Genomic DNA, 19,119 nt, shown 5'->3' on the forward strand with positions numbered 1-19,119 from the left:
GCGTTATCTTTCGATAACGACATTCTACGAATAGAATGTCTTCGTTTGCTTACGCACTAATTAAAGTTTGTAAGACTTTATATTGATTAACTTCACTGCTTGTTTAGTTTTCAAGGTTCATGTTTTGCCGTCTTGTTTCAGCGACTTCAATATTATAACACCTCTTATTTTTCTTGTCAAGAAGTTTTTTTAAAATATTTTCCGTCTGCGTCAGTAGTTCTTGACGACTTACTCATATTAACATCTTTGTTATTCGTTTGTCAATAACTTTTGTAAAATAATTTTACTTAACGATGTTTGATTCGTTTGTTGTTGTCTTAACGACATGTATTAATATAATACATATTCTTATATTTGTAAAGGTATTATACTAATATTTTATTAATAATTTATAACTATTTCAGAAACTTCTTTTATCCATGTGTTTCTTCCTATTATATGTTCTTTTTAAACTAATTAAAATAAATGAAGGACTCATTTAGATTTTTCCAAATGAGTCCTTCTAATTTATAAACGTTTTAATCTTTTGATTGCTTGAATTAATTTTTTACCATCAACAACATATAATAATATACCGAGAATCACAATTGCTCCGCCAATATATTGCGTACTGATCAAGGCTTCCTTGAAAACTAAATACGCTAAAATAGATGCCCCGATTGGTTCAAATAAAATGGCGATTGAAATCGCGTTTACAGATACATATTTCACTGCCCAATTAAAGAGATTATGTCCAAGTAAATTAGGAATTAACGCCAATAACATAAACCACATCCACGTTTTGGGTTCGTACGGTCCAAACGATTCGCCTTTTATAATCATATACAGACCTAAAGTTATTGTACTCACCGTGTAGACAACCATTGTATACGTTGTTAACCCTACCCTGCTACGTACATCTTGCCCAAAAAGCATATATCCTGTTACCAACGCACAAGCTGCTAACGCCAGAAGATCTCCGTAAAATGCCGTTCCTCCAACTTGAAGATCTCCCCAGCTTATTAATACACTCCCACTAATCGCAATAATACCTGCAATGATTGTTTTACCTACTATTTTTTCTTTAAAGAAAAAATAGGTACCTGCGATTGCAAATAATGGCTGGAGGGTAACTAGTACTGTGGAACTTGCAACAGATGTAAACCGCAATGATTCAAACCAAAGAATGAAATGAAAGGCTAAAAAAATTCCTGCGATTGTTGAGAAAAGCCAATCTCGTGATGTTAAGCTCTTTAATTCATGCAAATACTTTGCAAAAAAGAGCGGTGCCATGATTAATACGGATAACAACATGCGGTAAAAAGCGATCGCACCTGATTCGGCATCTGCTAGCTTAACAAAAATAGCAGATGCTGAAACAGATAGTACTCCGATAAATATGACAATATAAGGATGCATAAATGGTTTTTCGATTACAATCACCTTCTTCACTAAAATAGTACTTTTACAAATTGTTAAATACTGTAAAATAAACATATGACACATCTGTACCATTCTATCATTTCTAGTGTCTTAAAAGTTACTTAAAATTTAAAGTTTGGTGGTGATTGAATGGAATTTCTAACATCTACTCCTTTTTTATATGAATCGATTATCAAAATGGTGATTGCAGCCGTTTTAAGTCTTGTCATCGGTGTAGAGCGTGAGTTGAAAAGAAAACCTGTTGGTTTAAAAACATCCTTAGTTATCGCAACTTTTAGTTGTTTACTAACAATTATATCTGTACAGTCTGTCTATGAAGCCACACCCGTTCCTGGTATTAATGTGACGGTAGACCCTCTTCGGTTAGCTGCACAAATTGTTAGTGGTATTGGTTTTCTCGGGGCGGGTGTCATTTTGAAAAGAACGGATGATAGTATTAGTGGCTTAACAACGGCAGCCATGATTTGGGGCGCTGCTGGTATCGGCATTGCTGTAGGTGCTGGTTTTTATATCCCTGCTATTGTAGCCGTTTTAATCATTTTATTTGGCGTGGAAGTTATTGCCCCTGTTTTTACGCGAATTGGTCCAGAACGATTGCGTATGCAGGATGTTCAAGTTATTATCCGCTTAGAGGAATCTGATGATATAGAACGTATTATTGAATATTTAAAAAGTCAGGATTTTGTTATGGAAAGTATAACAATTAAAGATATTGTTGATCCTCAAAAAGATATAATCCATGAAATTGATATTCGATTTTCTTCCTTACCAGAAAATGATACCTTATCCTTATACAGTGAATTAAAAAAACTTCATTTCGTTAAAGATATTGAAGTTTCAATACTATAGAAAGGTGTGAATACAATGAAAGATATACTACACTTATTAAAAGAGGGGAATAAACCTTCTTTACTAGCCGCTTTTGTCAATTTATTACTCGGAATTATAAAAGGGATTGCCTTTATATTCACAGGAAATGTCGCCATGTTTGCCGAAATGATGCACTCGTTAGGTGACGCTGCAAATCAGTTCTTTGTTTTCATCGGCTCCGCACTGTCAAAAAAAGCACCTACAAAAAAGTTTCCGACTGGGTTTGGGCGCGTCGTTAACCTTGTCTGTTTAGGTGCCGTTTTAATCGTTGGTATATTAGCATATGAAACGATTATTGAAGGGTGGAACCATATTCAACATCCTACGGAATCAACTGGTTTATGGATTACACTTTCCGTTTTAGCTCTTGGTATTATCTTAGAAGGAGCTGTTTTACTAAAAGCTGCAAAAGAAATTGTGACAGAGGCAGGTCAACGGACCACCATTCTCACTGCTTTACCAAAAGCCTTTAAGTATCTCTCTCATGCAAAACCTGCAACAAAGTTGGTCTTTATGGAGGATAGTGTTGCAACATCTGGTGGTGTGATCGCTATTATATCGGTTATTATTTCTCATTATGCTGGATTTTCTGCTGCTGAAGGTATTGCTTCCATCCTCATTGGCGTGATGATGTTTTATGTAGTTGGCACAGTCTTTTTAGAAAATGCACGTGGCGCAATAGGTGAAACGGACGAACAGATGTTAAATCATATTGCTCACCTTGTTTCTGATGATGAGCATATTCGTGATATCCAAAAGCTTGAGGTGATTAAAGAAGGTGAATTTCTTCATGTCGAGCTGATGGCGGAAGTTGATGCGACACTATCATTTGCTGCAGTTGATGATATTCGTGATCATTTGATGAGCATTCTACTCTCACAAAAAAATGTATCTCGTGTTACGATAGCCTTTGATGAAGATGATGGTGTGACCAACTGGAATCATATTGCAGATCGTCCTGAATCTTTAAAAACAAACGATTAAAACATAGAGGAGGTTTTTATGGTATGAGAACTTTATTGATTAGTGACATCCATGGGGAACTTGAAATGTTTGAGGAGTTACTGGAAAGGGTCAATTACCAACCCGATGAGGATGAACTTGTACTTCTCGGTGACTATATTGATCGCGGCCCCTCCCCAAGTGGTGTTTTAGATAAAATTATTGACTTAAAAAAAGCGGGTGCACAAGTATTAATGGGGAATCATGAACAAATTATGCTCGATGTGTTTGAAAAAGAAAATAAATATGATTGGGATTTTTGGTTGCACACTGCTGGAGGTGTTGAGACGATGGCTAGCTACGGGTTCTCTGCTCAACAGCTTGAACAAGCAGGCGATTTAAATCACTTCTCTTTGCAGCCTTTTTTTACAGATAAAATTATAGAACATCTTGAATTTATTCGCCATTTAGATACGATTATTGAGAAAGAACACTATATTTTTGTGCATGCTGGGGTTGATCCTACATTACCACTTGCAAAAAATACGACAAAGGATTTCTTATGGATTCGTGACGAATTCCATCGCGACTACGCTGGAGATAAAACAGTTGTTTTTGGTCATACTCCTACCCCAAGACTTCATCGAGAACGCGGAAAAAGCGATATATATTTTGGGGAAAATCGTATTATCGGGATTGATGGGGGCGCTGTTTTCGGCGGGCAACTTAATTGCCTAGAACTTCCCTCACAAAAAGTAGTTAGCGTTCAAAACAAACAAATTTCATACAGGCAAAAATAAATTGTGATGTCCATCGACATACAATTGGTCTACACGTCACTTGCTCACATGTAGTTCAGACAGGCATAAGTTTATTTCACAAAAAAATAACGTTAGTGAAGTATTAGCACCCATTACAGATCAATGGGTGCTTTTTTCTTCACCAACGCTACTTATTGTGTACCTTTAATTTTATACCCAGCCTCTAAAGCGTGATGCTTCTGCTGTTTTACGTACGCCGACCATATATGCTGCTAAACGCATATCAATATTGCGTGATGTTGCAACATTATATACATTATTGAAGGCATCGATCATTTTTTTCAATAAACGCTCTGCTACTTCTTCTTCTGTCCAATAATAGCCTTGATTGTTTTGTACCCACTCAAAGTAAGATACTGTCACGCCACCCGCACTTGCTAATACATCTGGAACTAATAAAATGCCACGTTCAGTTAAAATCTTAGTCGCCTCCGAAGTAGTTGGCCCATTGGCTGCTTCTACTACGATACTCGCTTGTATTTTATGTGCATTTTCAGCAGTAATTTGATTTTCAATTGCTGCAGGAACTAAAATATCGCATTCTAATTCTAAAAGCTCTTTATTTGAAATCGTATTTTCAAACAAAGTCGTTACTGTTCCAAAACTATCGCGACGATCAAGTAAATAGTCAATATCTAAACCTTCTGGATCATAAAGCGCACCGTAAGCATCTGAAATCGCTACAACTTTTGCACCTAAATCGCTCATAAATTTAGCTAAAAAACTACCAGCATTACCAAAACCTTGAATCACTACGCGAGCATCTTTAATTTTCAGATCACGACGTTTTGCCGCTTCTTCAATTACGATTGTAACCCCTTGTGCTGTCGCTTTATCACGACCTAATGAACCACCCAATACGATTGGTTTCCCTGTAATAAAGCCTGGTGAGTTAAACTCATCCATTCTGCTATATTCATCCATCATCCAAGCCATAATTTGAGCATTCGTAAACACATCTGGTGCCGGTATGTCTTTAGTTGGTCCTACAATTTGACTCGTTGCACGTACATAGCCACGACTAAGTTTTTCTAGTTCGTTCATCGACATTGTACGTGGATCACAAATTACGCCACCTTTACCGCCACCATAGGGTAGATCTACAATCCCTGCTTTTAGCGTCATCCACATAGATAAAGCTTTTACTTCTTCCTCCGAAACATTCGGGTGAAAACGAACGCCACCTTTTGTTGGTCCTACAGCATCATTATGCTGTGCACGGTATCCTGTAAATACTTTAACTTGACCGTTGTCCATCTTGATTGGAATGCGCACCTCTAACATACGAAGTGGTTCTTTTAGCAATTCGTACATCCCTTCATCGTAACCAAGTTTTTTTAATGCTTTGTGAATAACTGCTTGAGTAGATGTGAACAGGTTTAGATTTTCTGCCATGAGATTTTTTCGCCTCTTTACTGTATTAGTTTGCAATATTTCTATAGAGTTATTCCGACTCTATAAGCTATTGAATCGCCCATATTGTAACATATTTTCTAGTAGTTTTACTCGTATTTTCTCGTTATTTCGAAAAGACTTTATTAATTCTCTCTAAAGCCCAGTCCAATTCTTCTTTAGAGATGATTAGTGGTGGGGCAAAACGAATAACTGTATCATGTGTTTCTTTACATAATAACCCTAATGTCATCAACTCTTCACAGTATGGACGAGCTGCTGTATCTAATTCTACACCGATGAATAATCCACGACCACGTACATCTACAATATGATCATTGTCAATTTTGCGTAGTTCATCGATAAAGTATTGACCTAACTCTAATGAACGCTCTGCCAGCTTTTCATCTTGTAATACTTCGATTGAAGCAATCGATACTGCACATGCTAATGGATTACCCCCAAATGTCGAACCATGTGAACCCGGATTGAATACACTTAACACTTCTTTATCTGCAACGACACAAGAGATTGGGAATACGCCACCACCAAGTGCTTTACCTAAAATATACATATCCGGATTAACATCTTCCCACTCACATGCAAACATTTTACCTGTACGAGCTAACCCAACTTGGATCTCATCTGCAATAAATAATACATTATTTTCACGGCATAATTCACGTGCTGCTTTTAAATAGCCTGCTGGTGGTAACAAAATTCCCGCTTCGCCTTGAATTGGCTCTATTAAAAATGCCGCTGTATTTGGTGTAATCGCTGCTTTTAACTGTTCTAAATCACCATAATCAACCAATTTGATTCCTGGTAATAATGGTCCGAAACCACGACGATATTCAGGATCCGATGTTAGAGATACTGCCAACATTGTACGTCCGTGGAAATTCCCATTACACGCAATTACTTCTGCTTGACCATCTGCAACACCTTTTACATCATACGCCCAACGACGTGCTGCTTTAAAAGCGGTTTCAACGGCTTCAGCCCCTGTATTCATTGGTAATACCATTTCCTTACCAGTTAATTTACTAACTAATTCATACCATGGTCCAAGTTGATCTGAGTGGAATGCACGTGAAGTTAATGTTACTCGATCCGCTTGGTCTTTAAGCGCTTGAATAATTTTTGGATGGCGATGTCCTTGATTTACTGCTGAATAGGCCGATAACATATCCATATATTTTGTACCTTCTGGATCTTTTACCCAAACACCTTCTGCTTCTGAGATTACGATTGGTAACGGTAAATAGTTTAACGCACCGATTGAATTTGTCTGTTCGATGATTTGCTGTGTTTTTGTCATATTATTTTCCTCCTATTAGGTAGTTTTCTCGATTTATGTACATGAAGTACATAGCATTTATTAAAATGTTTCAGAAACAAGTTTTGGTTGCATATGCAATGTTAAGAAATCTGGTCCGCCCGCTTTCGAACAAGTACCTGACATATTGTAACCACCGAATGGTTGGTAACCTACAATTGCCCCTGTACAGCCACGATTAAAGTAGAGATTTCCAACAAAGAAATCTTCGCGTGCTTGTTCTAAATGATCACGATTTGTTGAGATAACAGCGCCTGTTAAACCATATTCTGTATTATTGGCAATGGCTAATGCCTCATCAAAATTCTTCGCCTTTGCAATGGCAACGATTGGTCCAAAAATTTCTTCTTGCATGACGCGTGATTTTGGTGCCACATCGGCAACGACTGTTGGGTTTACGAAGTACCCTTTCGAGTCATCTGCCGTACCACCTGCTACGATACGACCTTCTTCTTTAGCAATCGTAAAGTAAGACGTTACTTTTTTAAATGCTGCTTCATCAATGACCGTCGCCATAAAATTATTAGGATCTGTCGGGTCACCAATTGTTAAGTCATTCGTTAATTCAACTACTCGCGCTAATACTTCATCATACACATCTTCCACGATAACTGCTCTTGAACAAGCTGAACATTTTTGACCTGAAAAACCAAATGCTGATTTGACAATAGATTGTGCAGCCAATTCTAAATCTGCTTCTGAATCGACAACAATTGTATCTTTACCGCCCATTTCAGCGATGACACGTTTAATCCAAATTTGGCCTTCATTTAATACTGAAGCACGTTCATTAATGCGTAGTCCAACATCACGAGAACCTGTAAACGATACAAAACGCGTGCGATGATGATCAACTAAATAATCGCCAATCTCTGACCCAGAACCCGGGATATAGTTGACAACACCTGCTGGCAGACCTGCTTCCTCCAAAATTTCCATGAATTTATATGCGATGACTGGTGTTGTTGATGCTGGTTTAAGTAAAACTGTGTTTCCTGTTACAACTGCTGCTACTGTCGTACCTGCCATGATAGCAAATGGGAAATTCCATGGAGAGATTACTACACCAACACCTAATGGACGATAATCGAATTTATTGAATTCACCTGGGCGAGATTCCACTGGTTTGCCATCTTTTAATGCGAGCATTTGACGCGCATAATATTCGAAGAAATCGATTGCTTCTGCTGTATCTGCATCCGCTTCCACCCATGGCTTGCCTGCTTCGATTGTCATCATCGCTGACATTTCAAATTTACGACGTTTTGTAATCGCTGCCACTTTAAACAAAATATCTGCTCTCGTTTGTGCATCTACTTTACTCCAAGTTTTAAATGTTGCATCAGCAACTTGCATTGCTTTTTCTGCCAAATCTTTTGAGGCCTTTGATACTTTACCAACTACCTGTGTTTTATTTGCTGGATTATATGACATGATTTTGTCGTCTGTATAAATCTTCTCGCCACCTATTACTAACGGATACTCCTTACCCAGCTCCTCTTTTACCTTTGTGAGCGCCTCTTTATATGCCTTACTATTACTGTCATTTGAAAAATCTAATAATGCCTCTGTTTGATACGGAATCATTTTTATAGCCTCCCTTTTATTTAGCGCAAAAAAAATTTGCGTTTATACCCTCTTTGCACTTATAATAATGCAAGAGAATGTTGCACTTTTCAAGTAAAAGATTGGATTTTTTATAAATTATTTTTTGGAGTGAATAAAATGACAAAGAACAATGTTGATTTAACAGTGTTTTACAACTTTATTACCGATAACAACGCAATCGGCATTCATGCTATAAATACGCTCGGTCAGACGATTATTTACAATGATAAGATGAAAAAAATTGAAGGCTTAAATTTAGACGATATGTCTGATCGCTCTATTTTAGATGTTTTTAGATTTAGCAATGCAGAAGAGTCCACCCTTTTGCGCGTTTTACAAAGCGGAAATGAAGTTTTGAATATTAAACAAACCTATTGGAATCAAAATGGACAAGAAATTACAACGATTAATGATACATACCCAGTTATTGAGGATGGTCATTTAGTTGGTGCAATCGAATTTTCACGTGATATTACCACATTAGAAAAACTGGTCCACCAACCATTACAACGTTATGGTGAATCGATTACCTTTGATAGCATTACCGCAGTATCGACTGCAATGCGTCGCGTTCTTCAAATCGCAAACAAAGCAGCTATCGCTAGACTACCTGTACTATTAATCGGTGAATCAGGTACAGGAAAAGACTTGGTAGCTGAAGGCATTCATCATGCAACCGAACCAGAACTGAATGACTTTATTACTGTTTATTGTAATCGAGCTGACCCACAGATTATTACAAAATTGAACGAACAGTTGCAACATCTAGAAAAAAGCACGATTTTCTGTGAACGTATTGAATATTTAACGATGTTACAGCAGCAGGAATTAGTTGATTTGTTGGCAGATTATAGCGGAGAACACTTATTTATCGCGAGCGTAGGAAATGATCCAATTGACTTAATAGCAGAACAGCAACTCTTGAAGGAACTCTATTATTTCTTTGCTGCTATGTCCATCACCATACCACCACTACGCGAACGATTAGACGATATATCCCCCTTTATCCAAAGTCATCTCGCACGCTATCGCCGCGTTTTTGGTAACCAGCTTAAAGGTGTCACAAATGAAGTCGAACAATTATTCAATCATTATGATTGGCCTGGTAATTTAAAAGAACTTGAAGTATTGCTCGATGAGATGGGTACGATGATTTCTACTGAAGAATATATTACGTATGATTTACTCCCACATCATTTTAAATTAAAAGTGCAGGAGTATCGTGAAAATACAACTTTTCATGCGGAGGATTTTGTCATTCAAGCGGAGCAGGAATTGATGCCTCTCGATCATTATTTACGCGAGGCCGAGGCATATTATTTAAATAAAGTGTTAGACAAATACGGCCATAATATTACGCGTGCTGCAGAGGCACTTGGTATGAGTCGTCAAAATTTACAATACCGTATTCGCAAAATGAAAAGCACATAAAAAATGACACAGCCATCATTGCAATTGGCTGTGTCATTTTTACATTTATAAAGTTTTGGAGAGACGTTTGGTCGATTAGTGCAAATGTCTAACTATTTATGATTGTTGAACCCTGATTCATTAATCCAATCATCGAGCTTCGCTTCTAATGAAGCAAACCCGACATCGTCTTTTTCATCGACGCGTGCTTGCAATGATTTTCTTGGCGGCACTTCCCTTTTCCGCTGTGGTTTATCATGCAATGCCCGAATGGATAAACTGATTTTTTTATTTGGGTGTTCAACTTCTAAAATTCTTGCCGAGACGACATCACCCACTGCAATGAAATCACTTATATTTTTGACAAACCCATAAGTGATTTCAGATATGTGGACGAGCCCCTGCGTCTCCTCGTCTAACGACACAAACGCACCATATGGTTGGATGCCTGTAACCGTACCAGTCACCACGTCTCCCACTTTGTATTTGTTTGACATCGCCATCCCACTTTCTAGCTGATTATCTAATTATATTTTCAATAAGAATTATATCATAGAAGAATTAGCCGGCAAAGTGACACCCTTTTATTGACAGTATACTTATGACTTTAATTTCACATGTTTTCTTACTATTGCCATGTATTTATTACGTTGATTGTTGTAAAATGAAATAATATTGTTTTCAAGGAGGATATAAAAATTGTCTAATAGGGATCAGTTCGGCTCAAAAATCGGTTTTATTCTTGCCGCTGCAGGAAGTGCAATCGGTTTGGGGGCTATTTGGAAATTCCCATATATGGCAGGTACTAACGGTGGTAGTGTATTTATTCTATTATTTATATTATGTACTTTAGTAATTGGTTTGCCTATATTGGTAGCAGAATTTATGATTGGACGACGTGGTCAAGTCGACGCAGTATCGTCATTTAAAAAACAAGCGCCCGGAACACCGTGGTTTTTAACAGGTTGGATGGGATTCATCTTCTCAGCAATTATTCTGTCATTTTATAGTGTAGTTGGCGGCTGGATACTTGGGTATTTGATCCGTGCATTACAATTTAAACTTACGAGTGATCATAATGAGTTTTTCGGAAAACTATTTGCAGACCTTACGATTAATACAACCGAAGTGATCGTTTTGCAAGGCGCATTTTTACTAATTATTGTCTTAATCATCTCGAGCGGCATTCAAAATGGTGTTGAAAAATCATCTAAATGGATGATGCCGATACTCTTTATCTTCTTTATCATTTTGGCCATCCGTTCATTGACTTTAGATGGCGCAATGGCTGGCGTCAAGTTTATGTTTGTTCCCGACTGGTCCTATCTGACCTTCGACACCTTACTCAAAGCGCTTGGACAAGCCTTCTTCTCTCTAAGTGTTGGTGTAGCAGCTATGTTAACCTATGCTTCCTATTTGAAGAAGAATGAAAATATCGGTAGCTCTGCAGTTAATGTGGCTGGTTTAAATATTATTATTTCTATCCTAGCAGGTCTTGTAATATTCCCAGCGGTTTTCGCATTAGGGTATTCACCAGACCAGGGACCAGGATTAGTATTTATCATTATTCCGGCCGTTTTTAACCAAATTCCTTTCGGCTCATTTTTCTTGATTATCTTCTTTATCTTATTATTATTTGCCACGATTACTTCTGCAATTGCTATGCTTGAAATTGTTGTAGCAACAGCAATGGGAGACAAGTTTGAAAAACGAAAAAAATATGCTTGGTTATGTGGTATTGGTATTTTCATTATCGGTATCCCAAGTGCATTGTCCTTTGGTAAATTAGCAAATATTAAAATAGCAGACCGCTCCATTTTTGACTTTGCTGACTTTTTGACGAATAGCATTGGTATGCCAATTGGCGCTTTGCTCGTGTCATTATTCGCAGGCTATCAACTAAAACGCATCGAACAATTGGACGAACTACCGGTTAAACCTTGGATTTTCACAATTTGGCGTATCTCCGTACGTTATATCGCTCCAATAGCAATTATTATTGTATTAATCCAAGGTATCAAAGGATAAACATACTAATATTTGTCACTTTTTCCGTTCTTTATAACATGTTATACTAATGATAGAATCTGTTATAAAGGGGTGCTTTCATATGATGACAAATAGACTTGGCGATCAACTCAAAGAGATTCGCGAAGAAAAAAAGATTACACTTGAAGAACTATCGCTTAAAACACGTGTCGGCTCTGAAAAACTAGCTCGCTACGAATCTGGTGAAGAAGTGCCATCCGAAGCAACCCTATTAAAGTTGTCAAACGCATTAGAAATTCCTATTTCAAACTTGATGGACGGTCTGAAATAAAACAAGCACTCCCTCTTTTGAGGCCTACAAAAAATGAGAAATCGCGATTAAATGCGATTTCTCATTTTTTTTACTCACTTAATTGACTTGTTTTTTTCGGTTCTGTTCTTTCATAACTACCTAACAGTTGGACTTTTTAGCTTGTTAGACTGATTACATACAACTAGAGGCTAAACTTCATCCACAAAAACAGGCATAGTCCAGTATAGAGAGTATGGCTAGAATTTTTCATTATTTCGTGCTGCTTAACTAGGATTGGAACTATATATTTAGCTTTGTATATGCTACAATCCCCTTATTACTTCGTTTGACGAAGCAATAGTGTTCTATGTACATAGTAGTTGCTATAAAATACTTTTTGCTTCAAACTTTATAGCAAGTAACTTGTATGAAATTTCCACACATTTTTCAAAAGGAATCCAAATAGAAATGGACTGCTCATAAATCCCTTGAATTGTTTTACCTAAGTCTGTCGGGCTATCAATATGCTGAAGCTCCTCAACAACCGCTACAGCTTCTGATTTTAGTGGTATACCTTTCAACTCGGTTGGCTGCCAATTTTCTAGCATGTGAATCGCTTTGCGCTTCATTACGATCATATCCATATGGTCACCTATCTACTTTCATGTCATAAAAGATATGATAACATAGTTGTAAAAAAAGAAAAGAGGGATTTACTTGAGTCATTTTAATCAAACGTTTAATAGAAAAAATACTGCATCACTGAAATGGGATTTAATGGAGAAGGTCTACACTATTCCAGATGCTTCTTCTATTATTCCAATGTGGGTAGCAGATATGGATTTTGCCGCACCATCTTTCATTACTGAGTCATTAAAAGCACGTCTTGATTTCCCGTTATTCGGCTATACATTTGAAAATGAGGCATGTGCAACTGCTGTAACATCATGGGTAAAACGTCGTCATAACTGGCATATACATAATGATGATATTATGTATCATCAGGGTGTTGTACCAGCGATTGCGACAATTATTGAAGCGTTCACTACAGAAGATGATGCTGTAATCGTCAACTCGCCTGTCTACCCACCATTTTTTAATATTCCACGCCAATTGGGTCGTACAGTAGTATCATCACCTTTCATCGAAAAAAAAGGTCGACTTTATTTTGATTTCGATCATTTCGAACGACTTTTACAAGATGACAAAGTGAAAATTTTTGTGTTTTGTCACCCACATAATCCAGCTGGACGTGTATGGTCTCAAGATGAATTAGTAAAAATTGATGCCCTATGTGCTGCAAATAATGTCTTAATTATTTCGGATGAAATCCATTGCGATTTAATGTTAAATGGTGAACAACATATCCCACTAGCAAAAGTTTCTGCTACACCAGATAATATCATTACATGTATGGCTCCTACTAAAACGTTTAATATTGCTGGTATTCAGGCTTCTATGATGATCACAAGTGACGCTAAAAAACGTTTAAAAATACAAAACACATTAGCTAAACATGGTCAGATGGGTTTGAATACTTTTGCTATTACAGCCGTGCAAGCAGCCTTCTCTGATGCAGGCATAGAGTGGCTAAATGATTTAATTCCTTATTTAAATGCTAATTTAGATTATGCCATTGACACAATTGAAAAAGCATTGCCAAACATCACGATTACAAAACCGGATGCTACTTACTTAATGTGGATTGATATACGTAAAACAGGTATTGCTGAAAAAGAAATAATGCAAAAACTATTAGATGCAGGTGTCGCCCTTGACCCTGGCACAAAATACGGCGCTGATTTCGATGGTTTCCTTCGAATGAATATCGCTTGTACACGCCAGACATTAGAACAGGGTGTTGAACGTTTTATCAAAGCGTTCAACTAAAGAACATACTGCGCAAGATGAGCCTTTGAGCAATCAAAAAAACTCCGGAAGCGTATCAATACGTTCCGGAGTTTTTTTTATAGAATGGAGCTATTGCCCTTGTATATCTTGCTTGTTGTTTTCTAAAATCTTTTTTTCCAGCTCTTTTGCTTTTATTGATTGTCTTGCCGCAGATCTTCGAATAGCGAAAAAAACGATAACACATAGCGCGAGAATAATTGTCAGCTCAATAACGGCTGGAATATATTCACGTTTATCTTCCGGGAAGTAGAGAAATAGATTCAGCACCCAAGTATTCAATGACATGAGCCTCCTCTATATTATTTTGTGTTTAATACACTGATTCCTACAATTGAAATTGGTTCTACTGGCTTGTCGCGACCATCTTTTTTAACTTGTGCCATTTGATCGATTACTTTAAGGCCCTTTACAACTTGACCAAATACTGTGTGCTTGCCATCTAACCATGGTGTACCACCATTTTTTGCATAGGCTTCAATCACTTCTTCTGGGTAGTCATAATCTTTCATTTGTTTAAGCATTGATGGGTCTACATTTGATGCTTGAACGATGAAGAATTGTGAACCATTTGTTCCTGGACCTGCATTGGCCATTGAAAGTGCACCGCGCATATTGATAAGCTCAGGGTTGAATTCATCTTCAAAGTTTGAACCGTAGATGCTTTCGCCGCCCATACCTGTACCAGTTGGATCTCCACCTTGAATCATGAAATCTTTAATAATACGGTGGAAAATAATATCATCATAGTAACCATTTTTTGCATGTGTTAAAAAGTTTTCTACTGTTTTTGGTGCTAGTTCTGGGAATAATTTAATTTCGATTGGTCCCATTGTAGTATCCATTTCAACTAGAATTTCATTTTCTTGTACTTCTGAATTTAATTGTGGAAACATTATAGTCTCTCCTTTGATTTTAAAAGTTTATGACAATTCGCAAAAGGGAAAAATAATTGGTAAACAACTAGATTCACGATTGGATATATCCTGTCATAGTCTATCATAAAAAACACTTTTTTTCAGTTTAAAGCATCTATTACACCGAATAAAATATTGATTATATAGAAAGTAAGTGACTTTATGGACAGACAAAAACAAAACTTCATCATAATTTGGATTTCAAATCTACTCGTCGCTGGTACGATGACGATGATTATGCCCTTCCTTTCATTATACATTGAAACGATGGGTGATTTCTCCGAAAGTTATGTCCAAAAATGGGCAGGTTTAATTTTTGGAGCAACCTTTATATCTGCTTTTCTGATGTCGCCTATTTGGGGCCGCATTGCAGATAAGTATGGTTATAAACCAATTTTAATCATAAATGCAATTGGTTTAGCCATCAGTATCCTGTTGATGGCCTATGTAACAAATGTTTGGCAGTTTTTCTTCTTGCGTCTTGCTATGGGTGTCGTGACCGGTTTCATACCCACCTCGCTCGCTTTTATCAGTGCACAAACGGATAAAAAAAATGCTGGTAAAACACTGGGCACCCTTCAAATGGGTAGTGTATCTGGTACTTTATTTGGTCCGATTGTTGGAGGTCTACTTGCTGACTCTTTTGGTTTCCACTATACGTTTTTCATCACCGCTACTTCGGTTTTTCTAGCTGCTATTATTATTTTTTTTGGTGTCAAAGAATTGAAAAGACAAAAGAAGAAACACGAAGTTATTTATACGCGTCGTCAAGTACTCGGTGGTATTTTTAAACATCGACTACTCTTTAATGTCATGCTTGTTACCTCATTAATCCAAATTGGCAACTTTTCCATTCAACCCTTATTGTCACTCTATGTGTCCGATCTCGTGCAAACAACCACACAAGTTACTTTTTTAGCGGGATTAACATTTAGTGCTGCTGGTCTGGGTAATATCTTTTTCGCTCGTTTTTGGGGGCGAATGGGTGATCACATTGGCTATGAAAAGGTGTTAGTCATCCTATTAGCTTTGTCCGTTGTTTTCATGATTCCACAGGCTTGGGTATCTGCTTTATGGCAGCTCATTATTTTACGCTTCTTATTCGGTACTGTCATCGGGGGGTTGATTCCTACAACAACTGCACTCATTAGACGCGAAGCACCTGTTGGCATTCAAGGAGAAGTGATGGGTTATAGTACAAGTTTCCGTTTCTTCGGCAATATTATCGGTCCATTATTTGGTGGTTTCATCAGTGGTATCTTTTCGATTTCAGCCGTCTTCTATAGCACAGCATTCTTATTTTTAATCGCTTTTCTTATATTAAATGTCGTCAGAAAGAAACCTTTACAACATTTAGACGATATAATAAAAGAACGCAGTTAAAGCGCACTTTATGCTATGCTACAACTGTAAGTATTCACCAATATAGGAGGATGTATTTTGAGAAAGGTGTTCGGAATTTTATTGATTATTGGCATGCTGCCTCTGATCGTCTTTCTTTTCACAAAGATTGGCGTTGAATTGAAGTCGGCATCAGCCTTTAGCAAACAGTTTTCCTCCTCCGTTCAAATGACTGAGAAGCAAGCGGTTGTTCCTACCCTTCTAAGGGATGACAATAACAACACTTTTTCTGAGGAATATACAGAATGGCGTGAACCACTAAAACTTGCTGATATTCCAACTTTTGCACAGCAATTATTTGTTCAAAGTGAAGATGCTGGTTTCTATGAGCATATGGGCTTTGACCTCACTGCAATCGCCCGTGCCTTTATGGCCAATAATGATAGTGGTGTTTCTTCACAGGGTGGGAGTACCATTACGCAACAACTTGTACGTATGCGTTACTTATCACAAGAAAAAACATATGAACGTAAAATGCTTGAAATTTTTTACGCGTATGAAATCGAGCAAAGAATTACGAAGGACGAAATTTTAAATTCTTATTTAAATGAAATGTACTTTGCCAATGGCGTATACGGCATCGGGGGTGCAGCTACGTATTATTTCGATAAACCACTAAAAGATTTATCGAAGGCAGAAATTACGTTTATTAGCGCTATTCCAAATAACCCAAGTCTTTACAACCCATTACGTTTTTTTGACAATACAAAAAAACGACAACTTCGTTTATTGAATAAGCTTGTCGAAAAAAATGTAATTTCTGAAGAAAAAGCTACACAGTATAAAAAAGAACCCATTACCTTAAAAATCAAGAAGAAAAAACAGTTATACCCTGCCTATAGTACTTACGTCATGTCTGAATTGCGTAGTCTAATATCAGAAGTTGACGGTTTTCATAAATTATTTGAAGAAGCTAAAACATCACCTGAAGTGGCTAGCCTCGACAAAAAATTAACAGAAAAAGTGAATGCCGTAATCAATCAAGGTGTTATTATTCAAACGGCATTGGACGTCAATAAGCAAAATCATGATACGCAAGCGACAAGCGCCCTATTAGCTAATAGAGGAAAGCTTCAAGCCTCAGCCACTGTCATTGACAATAATACGCGTGAGGTTGTCTCTATTTACGGTGGTAAAAATTATCGAAAATTCGACTTCAATCGTGCCTATCAGGCTAAACGACAACCAGGTTCTGCCATTAAACCATTGTTAGATTATGCTCCTTATTTAGAAAAATTCAAGGTGACCGCTGATTCTGTTATTAACGGTGCTCCATTTTGCAAAGGAGACTACTGCCCAAAAAACTATGGCAATATTACTGTCGATAATATAACGATGCGCACAGCTTTCAAAAATTCCTATAATACTGCCGCTATTCGTTTATTTGATCGCGTTGGGATGGACAAAGCATTTTCATATTTACAACCTTTTGCGTTTGATCGTGCTATGAAAAATGATTTGAGCTATAGTGCTGCGATTGGTGGTTTCACACATGGTGTATCCAGCTATCAATTAGCTGATGCCTACACGTCATTTATCAATGGCAATTACAATCGTTCCCATGCTATTCGTACAGTCAAAACACGTGATGGCAAATTACTCTACGAATGGCCTGAAAAAAATACGCAAATATGGTCACCTTCAACCGTTACAAGTATTAGAAGTTTAATGGCTGAAACCGTGTCATCTGGTACGGGTCAAGGTATTTCATCTTCAAGCGATTATATTGGCGTGAAAACTGGTACGACAAATGAATACAAAGACTATTGGCTAGCTGGTTTATCATCACAGTATACAGCGGCTGTTTGGTTAGGGTATGATACACCAATTGAAATGGAGGCTCTTGAAAAAGAACGTCTTCACCATAAAATATTCAGTGCCATTATGAAGTGATTTTTACTTTAGCGTTGTTGATCTGTAGTTCTTCTTCATCAAGAGCTATATCATTAACAACGCTTTTCCACATAAAAAGAGCCTGGGACAGAACAAAAATAGTATGTCTCACATACGAATAATCAAATCAATTGAACGCGCAGAAAATCCCACAAGAATGCAGTGACGAGGAGCTTGAAGCCATGTCCGCGGAAAGTGATTGAAATAAATAATCCCATATGATTTCGAAAAATCATACGGGATTTTCTTTGTTGAAAATACTGTTGTCTCAGGCTCTCCATCTTTAATTGAAAGGTAAGCTTGATACGATACCATTGTACAATTTGAAAAAGGCATAAACGACCAATGTAATAATGACTACCCAAGTTACCATTTCAAATAACATGACCCCAACTGAGGCACCAAATGATACATGAACACTAATTTTATAAATAACAAAAACAAAATAAATGAATATTGTCACGACGAAAATCGCTGCCAAGATATAGATATTCGTAATGCCGATGGCTGAGAGCAGTGAACCGAAGAAAAAGATGACACTGCCACCCTTTAAAGCGAACACTCCTTTTCCTTCAATATCTTTTGAAAAGAAGAGCATACCCATATCATGAATCGTTTCACCGATTAATTTCAACGCAGAAAATATCATGAAATAAATCGTTGCGATGACAATCAGGAGAAACACGCGCAATTGGATTTCTGAAAGAAACTCTCTCACGCCAGTATAAACACCGATTTTCTTAAAAATCTCAATACTTTCAGTAACGGTGTATAAGCCAAACGTTAAACTAAATAGAATAATCGTTATTAACGGTAAATAACCATAGATATATGGATTTTTCATAAATATTTTTGCCCTCGATTTTTCATTAATTTTTTTGACGTTTCTTCTTATTTATAATATCGGAAAATCAA

At 37.2% G+C, this 19,119-nt stretch carries 18 protein-coding genes; 9 read left to right on the top strand and 9 right to left on the bottom strand.

The window, feature by feature from the left end; all coding sequences use genetic code 11:
* Nucleotides 1–507 precede the first annotated feature (507 nt).
* Complete coding sequence (locus tag DEX24_RS14840; RefSeq protein ID WP_109307236.1) at nucleotides 508–1,413, bottom strand: DMT family transporter; 906 nt, start codon at nucleotides 1,411–1,413, stop codon at nucleotides 508–510.
* A 138-nt stretch (nucleotides 1,414–1,551) separates the two neighbouring features.
* On the opposite strand from DEX24_RS14840, the gene DEX24_RS14845 reads away from it, so the two are divergent.
* From DEX24_RS14845 to DEX24_RS14855, 3 genes are read left to right on the top strand one after another with little or no spacing between them, the layout of a single operon-like run.
* Nucleotides 1,552–2,271, top strand: a complete 720-nt coding sequence (locus DEX24_RS14845; protein WP_109307199.1) for an MgtC/SapB family protein — start codon at nucleotides 1,552–1,554, stop codon at nucleotides 2,269–2,271.
* Between the two features lie 15 nt (nucleotides 2,272–2,286).
* The gene (locus tag DEX24_RS14850) at nucleotides 2,287–3,276 is read left to right on the top strand and encodes a cation diffusion facilitator family transporter (RefSeq protein ID WP_109307200.1); all 990 of its coding nucleotides are present in this window, start codon (nucleotides 2,287–2,289) and stop codon (nucleotides 3,274–3,276) included.
* Nucleotides 3,277–3,299: 23 nt separating this feature from the next.
* Nucleotides 3,300–4,034 (top strand): metallophosphoesterase, encoded by a 735-nt coding sequence (locus DEX24_RS14855; RefSeq protein ID WP_109307201.1) that lies wholly within the window; start codon nucleotides 3,300–3,302, stop codon nucleotides 4,032–4,034.
* Between the two features lie 171 nt (nucleotides 4,035–4,205).
* Here DEX24_RS14855 and DEX24_RS14860 read toward each other — a convergent pair whose 3' ends face one another.
* The 3 genes from DEX24_RS14860 to pruA form a co-directional block, all read right to left on the bottom strand.
* Nucleotides 4,206–5,450 carry a Glu/Leu/Phe/Val family dehydrogenase gene (locus DEX24_RS14860; RefSeq protein WP_109307202.1) on the bottom strand — a complete coding sequence of 415 codons (1,245 nt, stop codon included), beginning with the start codon at nucleotides 5,448–5,450 and terminating at the stop codon, nucleotides 4,206–4,208.
* A 124-nt stretch (nucleotides 5,451–5,574) separates the two neighbouring features.
* Complete coding sequence (locus tag DEX24_RS14865) at nucleotides 5,575–6,768, bottom strand: ornithine--oxo-acid transaminase (protein ID WP_109307203.1); 1,194 nt, start codon at nucleotides 6,766–6,768, stop codon at nucleotides 5,575–5,577.
* A gap of 60 nt (nucleotides 6,769–6,828) precedes the next feature.
* The gene (gene pruA / locus DEX24_RS14870; protein WP_109307204.1) at nucleotides 6,829–8,373 is read right to left on the bottom strand and encodes an L-glutamate gamma-semialdehyde dehydrogenase; all 1,545 of its coding nucleotides are present in this window, start codon (nucleotides 8,371–8,373) and stop codon (nucleotides 6,829–6,831) included.
* 138 nt (nucleotides 8,374–8,511) lie between these two features.
* Here pruA and DEX24_RS14875 point away from each other — a divergent pair, with 138 nt between their 5' ends.
* A complete protein-coding gene (locus DEX24_RS14875; RefSeq protein WP_109307205.1) occupies nucleotides 8,512–9,825 on the top strand; it encodes an AAA-type ATPase lid domain-containing protein in 1,314 nt (437 codons plus the stop codon).
* A gap of 92 nt (nucleotides 9,826–9,917) precedes the next feature.
* Here the strand turns inward: DEX24_RS14875 and yugI are convergent, their stop codons facing one another.
* A complete protein-coding gene (yugI, locus tag DEX24_RS14880) occupies nucleotides 9,918–10,301 on the bottom strand; it encodes a S1 domain-containing post-transcriptional regulator GSP13 (RefSeq protein ID WP_109307206.1) in 384 nt (127 codons plus the stop codon).
* Nucleotides 10,302–10,503: 202 nt separating this feature from the next.
* Here yugI and DEX24_RS14885 point away from each other — a divergent pair, with 202 nt between their 5' ends.
* Both DEX24_RS14885 and DEX24_RS14890 read left to right on the top strand, forming a co-directional pair.
* Entirely contained in the window at nucleotides 10,504–11,832 is a 1,329-nt protein-coding gene (locus DEX24_RS14885; RefSeq protein WP_109307207.1) for a sodium-dependent transporter, read from the top strand.
* 82 nt (nucleotides 11,833–11,914) lie between these two features.
* Entirely contained in the window at nucleotides 11,915–12,124 is a 210-nt protein-coding gene (locus DEX24_RS14890; protein ID WP_307725581.1) for a helix-turn-helix domain-containing protein, read from the top strand.
* 344 nt (nucleotides 12,125–12,468) lie between these two features.
* Here DEX24_RS14890 and DEX24_RS14895 read toward each other — a convergent pair whose 3' ends face one another.
* A complete protein-coding gene (locus DEX24_RS14895; protein WP_307725582.1) occupies nucleotides 12,469–12,723 on the bottom strand; it encodes a DUF1871 family protein in 255 nt (84 codons plus the stop codon).
* Between the two features lie 79 nt (nucleotides 12,724–12,802).
* Between DEX24_RS14895 and DEX24_RS14900 the strand changes: the two genes are divergently transcribed.
* Nucleotides 12,803–13,975, top strand: a complete 1,173-nt coding sequence (locus DEX24_RS14900; protein WP_109307209.1) for a MalY/PatB family protein — start codon at nucleotides 12,803–12,805, stop codon at nucleotides 13,973–13,975.
* A gap of 90 nt (nucleotides 13,976–14,065) precedes the next feature.
* On the opposite strand, the gene DEX24_RS14905 is transcribed toward DEX24_RS14900, so the two are convergent.
* Both DEX24_RS14905 and DEX24_RS14910 read right to left on the bottom strand, forming a co-directional pair.
* Nucleotides 14,066–14,275: a hypothetical protein gene (locus DEX24_RS14905; RefSeq protein WP_373863587.1), complete on the bottom strand. Its 210-nt coding sequence runs from the start codon at nucleotides 14,273–14,275 to the stop codon at nucleotides 14,066–14,068.
* A 20-nt stretch (nucleotides 14,276–14,295) separates the two neighbouring features.
* Nucleotides 14,296–14,889, bottom strand: a complete 594-nt coding sequence (locus tag DEX24_RS14910; RefSeq protein ID WP_109307211.1) for a peptidylprolyl isomerase — start codon at nucleotides 14,887–14,889, stop codon at nucleotides 14,296–14,298.
* Nucleotides 14,890–15,072: 183 nt separating this feature from the next.
* On the opposite strand from DEX24_RS14910, the gene DEX24_RS14915 reads away from it, so the two are divergent.
* Together DEX24_RS14915 and DEX24_RS14920 are read left to right on the top strand one after the other, a co-directional pair.
* A complete protein-coding gene (locus DEX24_RS14915) occupies nucleotides 15,073–16,293 on the top strand; it encodes an MFS transporter (protein WP_109307212.1) in 1,221 nt (406 codons plus the stop codon).
* A 66-nt stretch (nucleotides 16,294–16,359) separates the two neighbouring features.
* The gene (locus tag DEX24_RS14920) at nucleotides 16,360–18,204 is read left to right on the top strand and encodes a transglycosylase domain-containing protein (RefSeq protein WP_307725583.1); all 1,845 of its coding nucleotides are present in this window, start codon (nucleotides 16,360–16,362) and stop codon (nucleotides 18,202–18,204) included.
* A gap of 283 nt (nucleotides 18,205–18,487) precedes the next feature.
* Here DEX24_RS14920 and DEX24_RS14925 read toward each other — a convergent pair whose 3' ends face one another.
* The gene (locus DEX24_RS14925; RefSeq protein ID WP_109307214.1) at nucleotides 18,488–19,048 is read right to left on the bottom strand and encodes a DUF5366 family protein; all 561 of its coding nucleotides are present in this window, start codon (nucleotides 19,046–19,048) and stop codon (nucleotides 18,488–18,490) included.
* Between the last annotated feature and the right edge of the window lie 71 nt (nucleotides 19,049–19,119).

It is taken from the genome of Kurthia sibirica (assembly GCF_003143975.1).
In the GTDB taxonomy this organism is placed as follows: domain Bacteria; phylum Bacillota; class Bacilli; order Bacillales_A; family Planococcaceae; genus Kurthia; species Kurthia sibirica.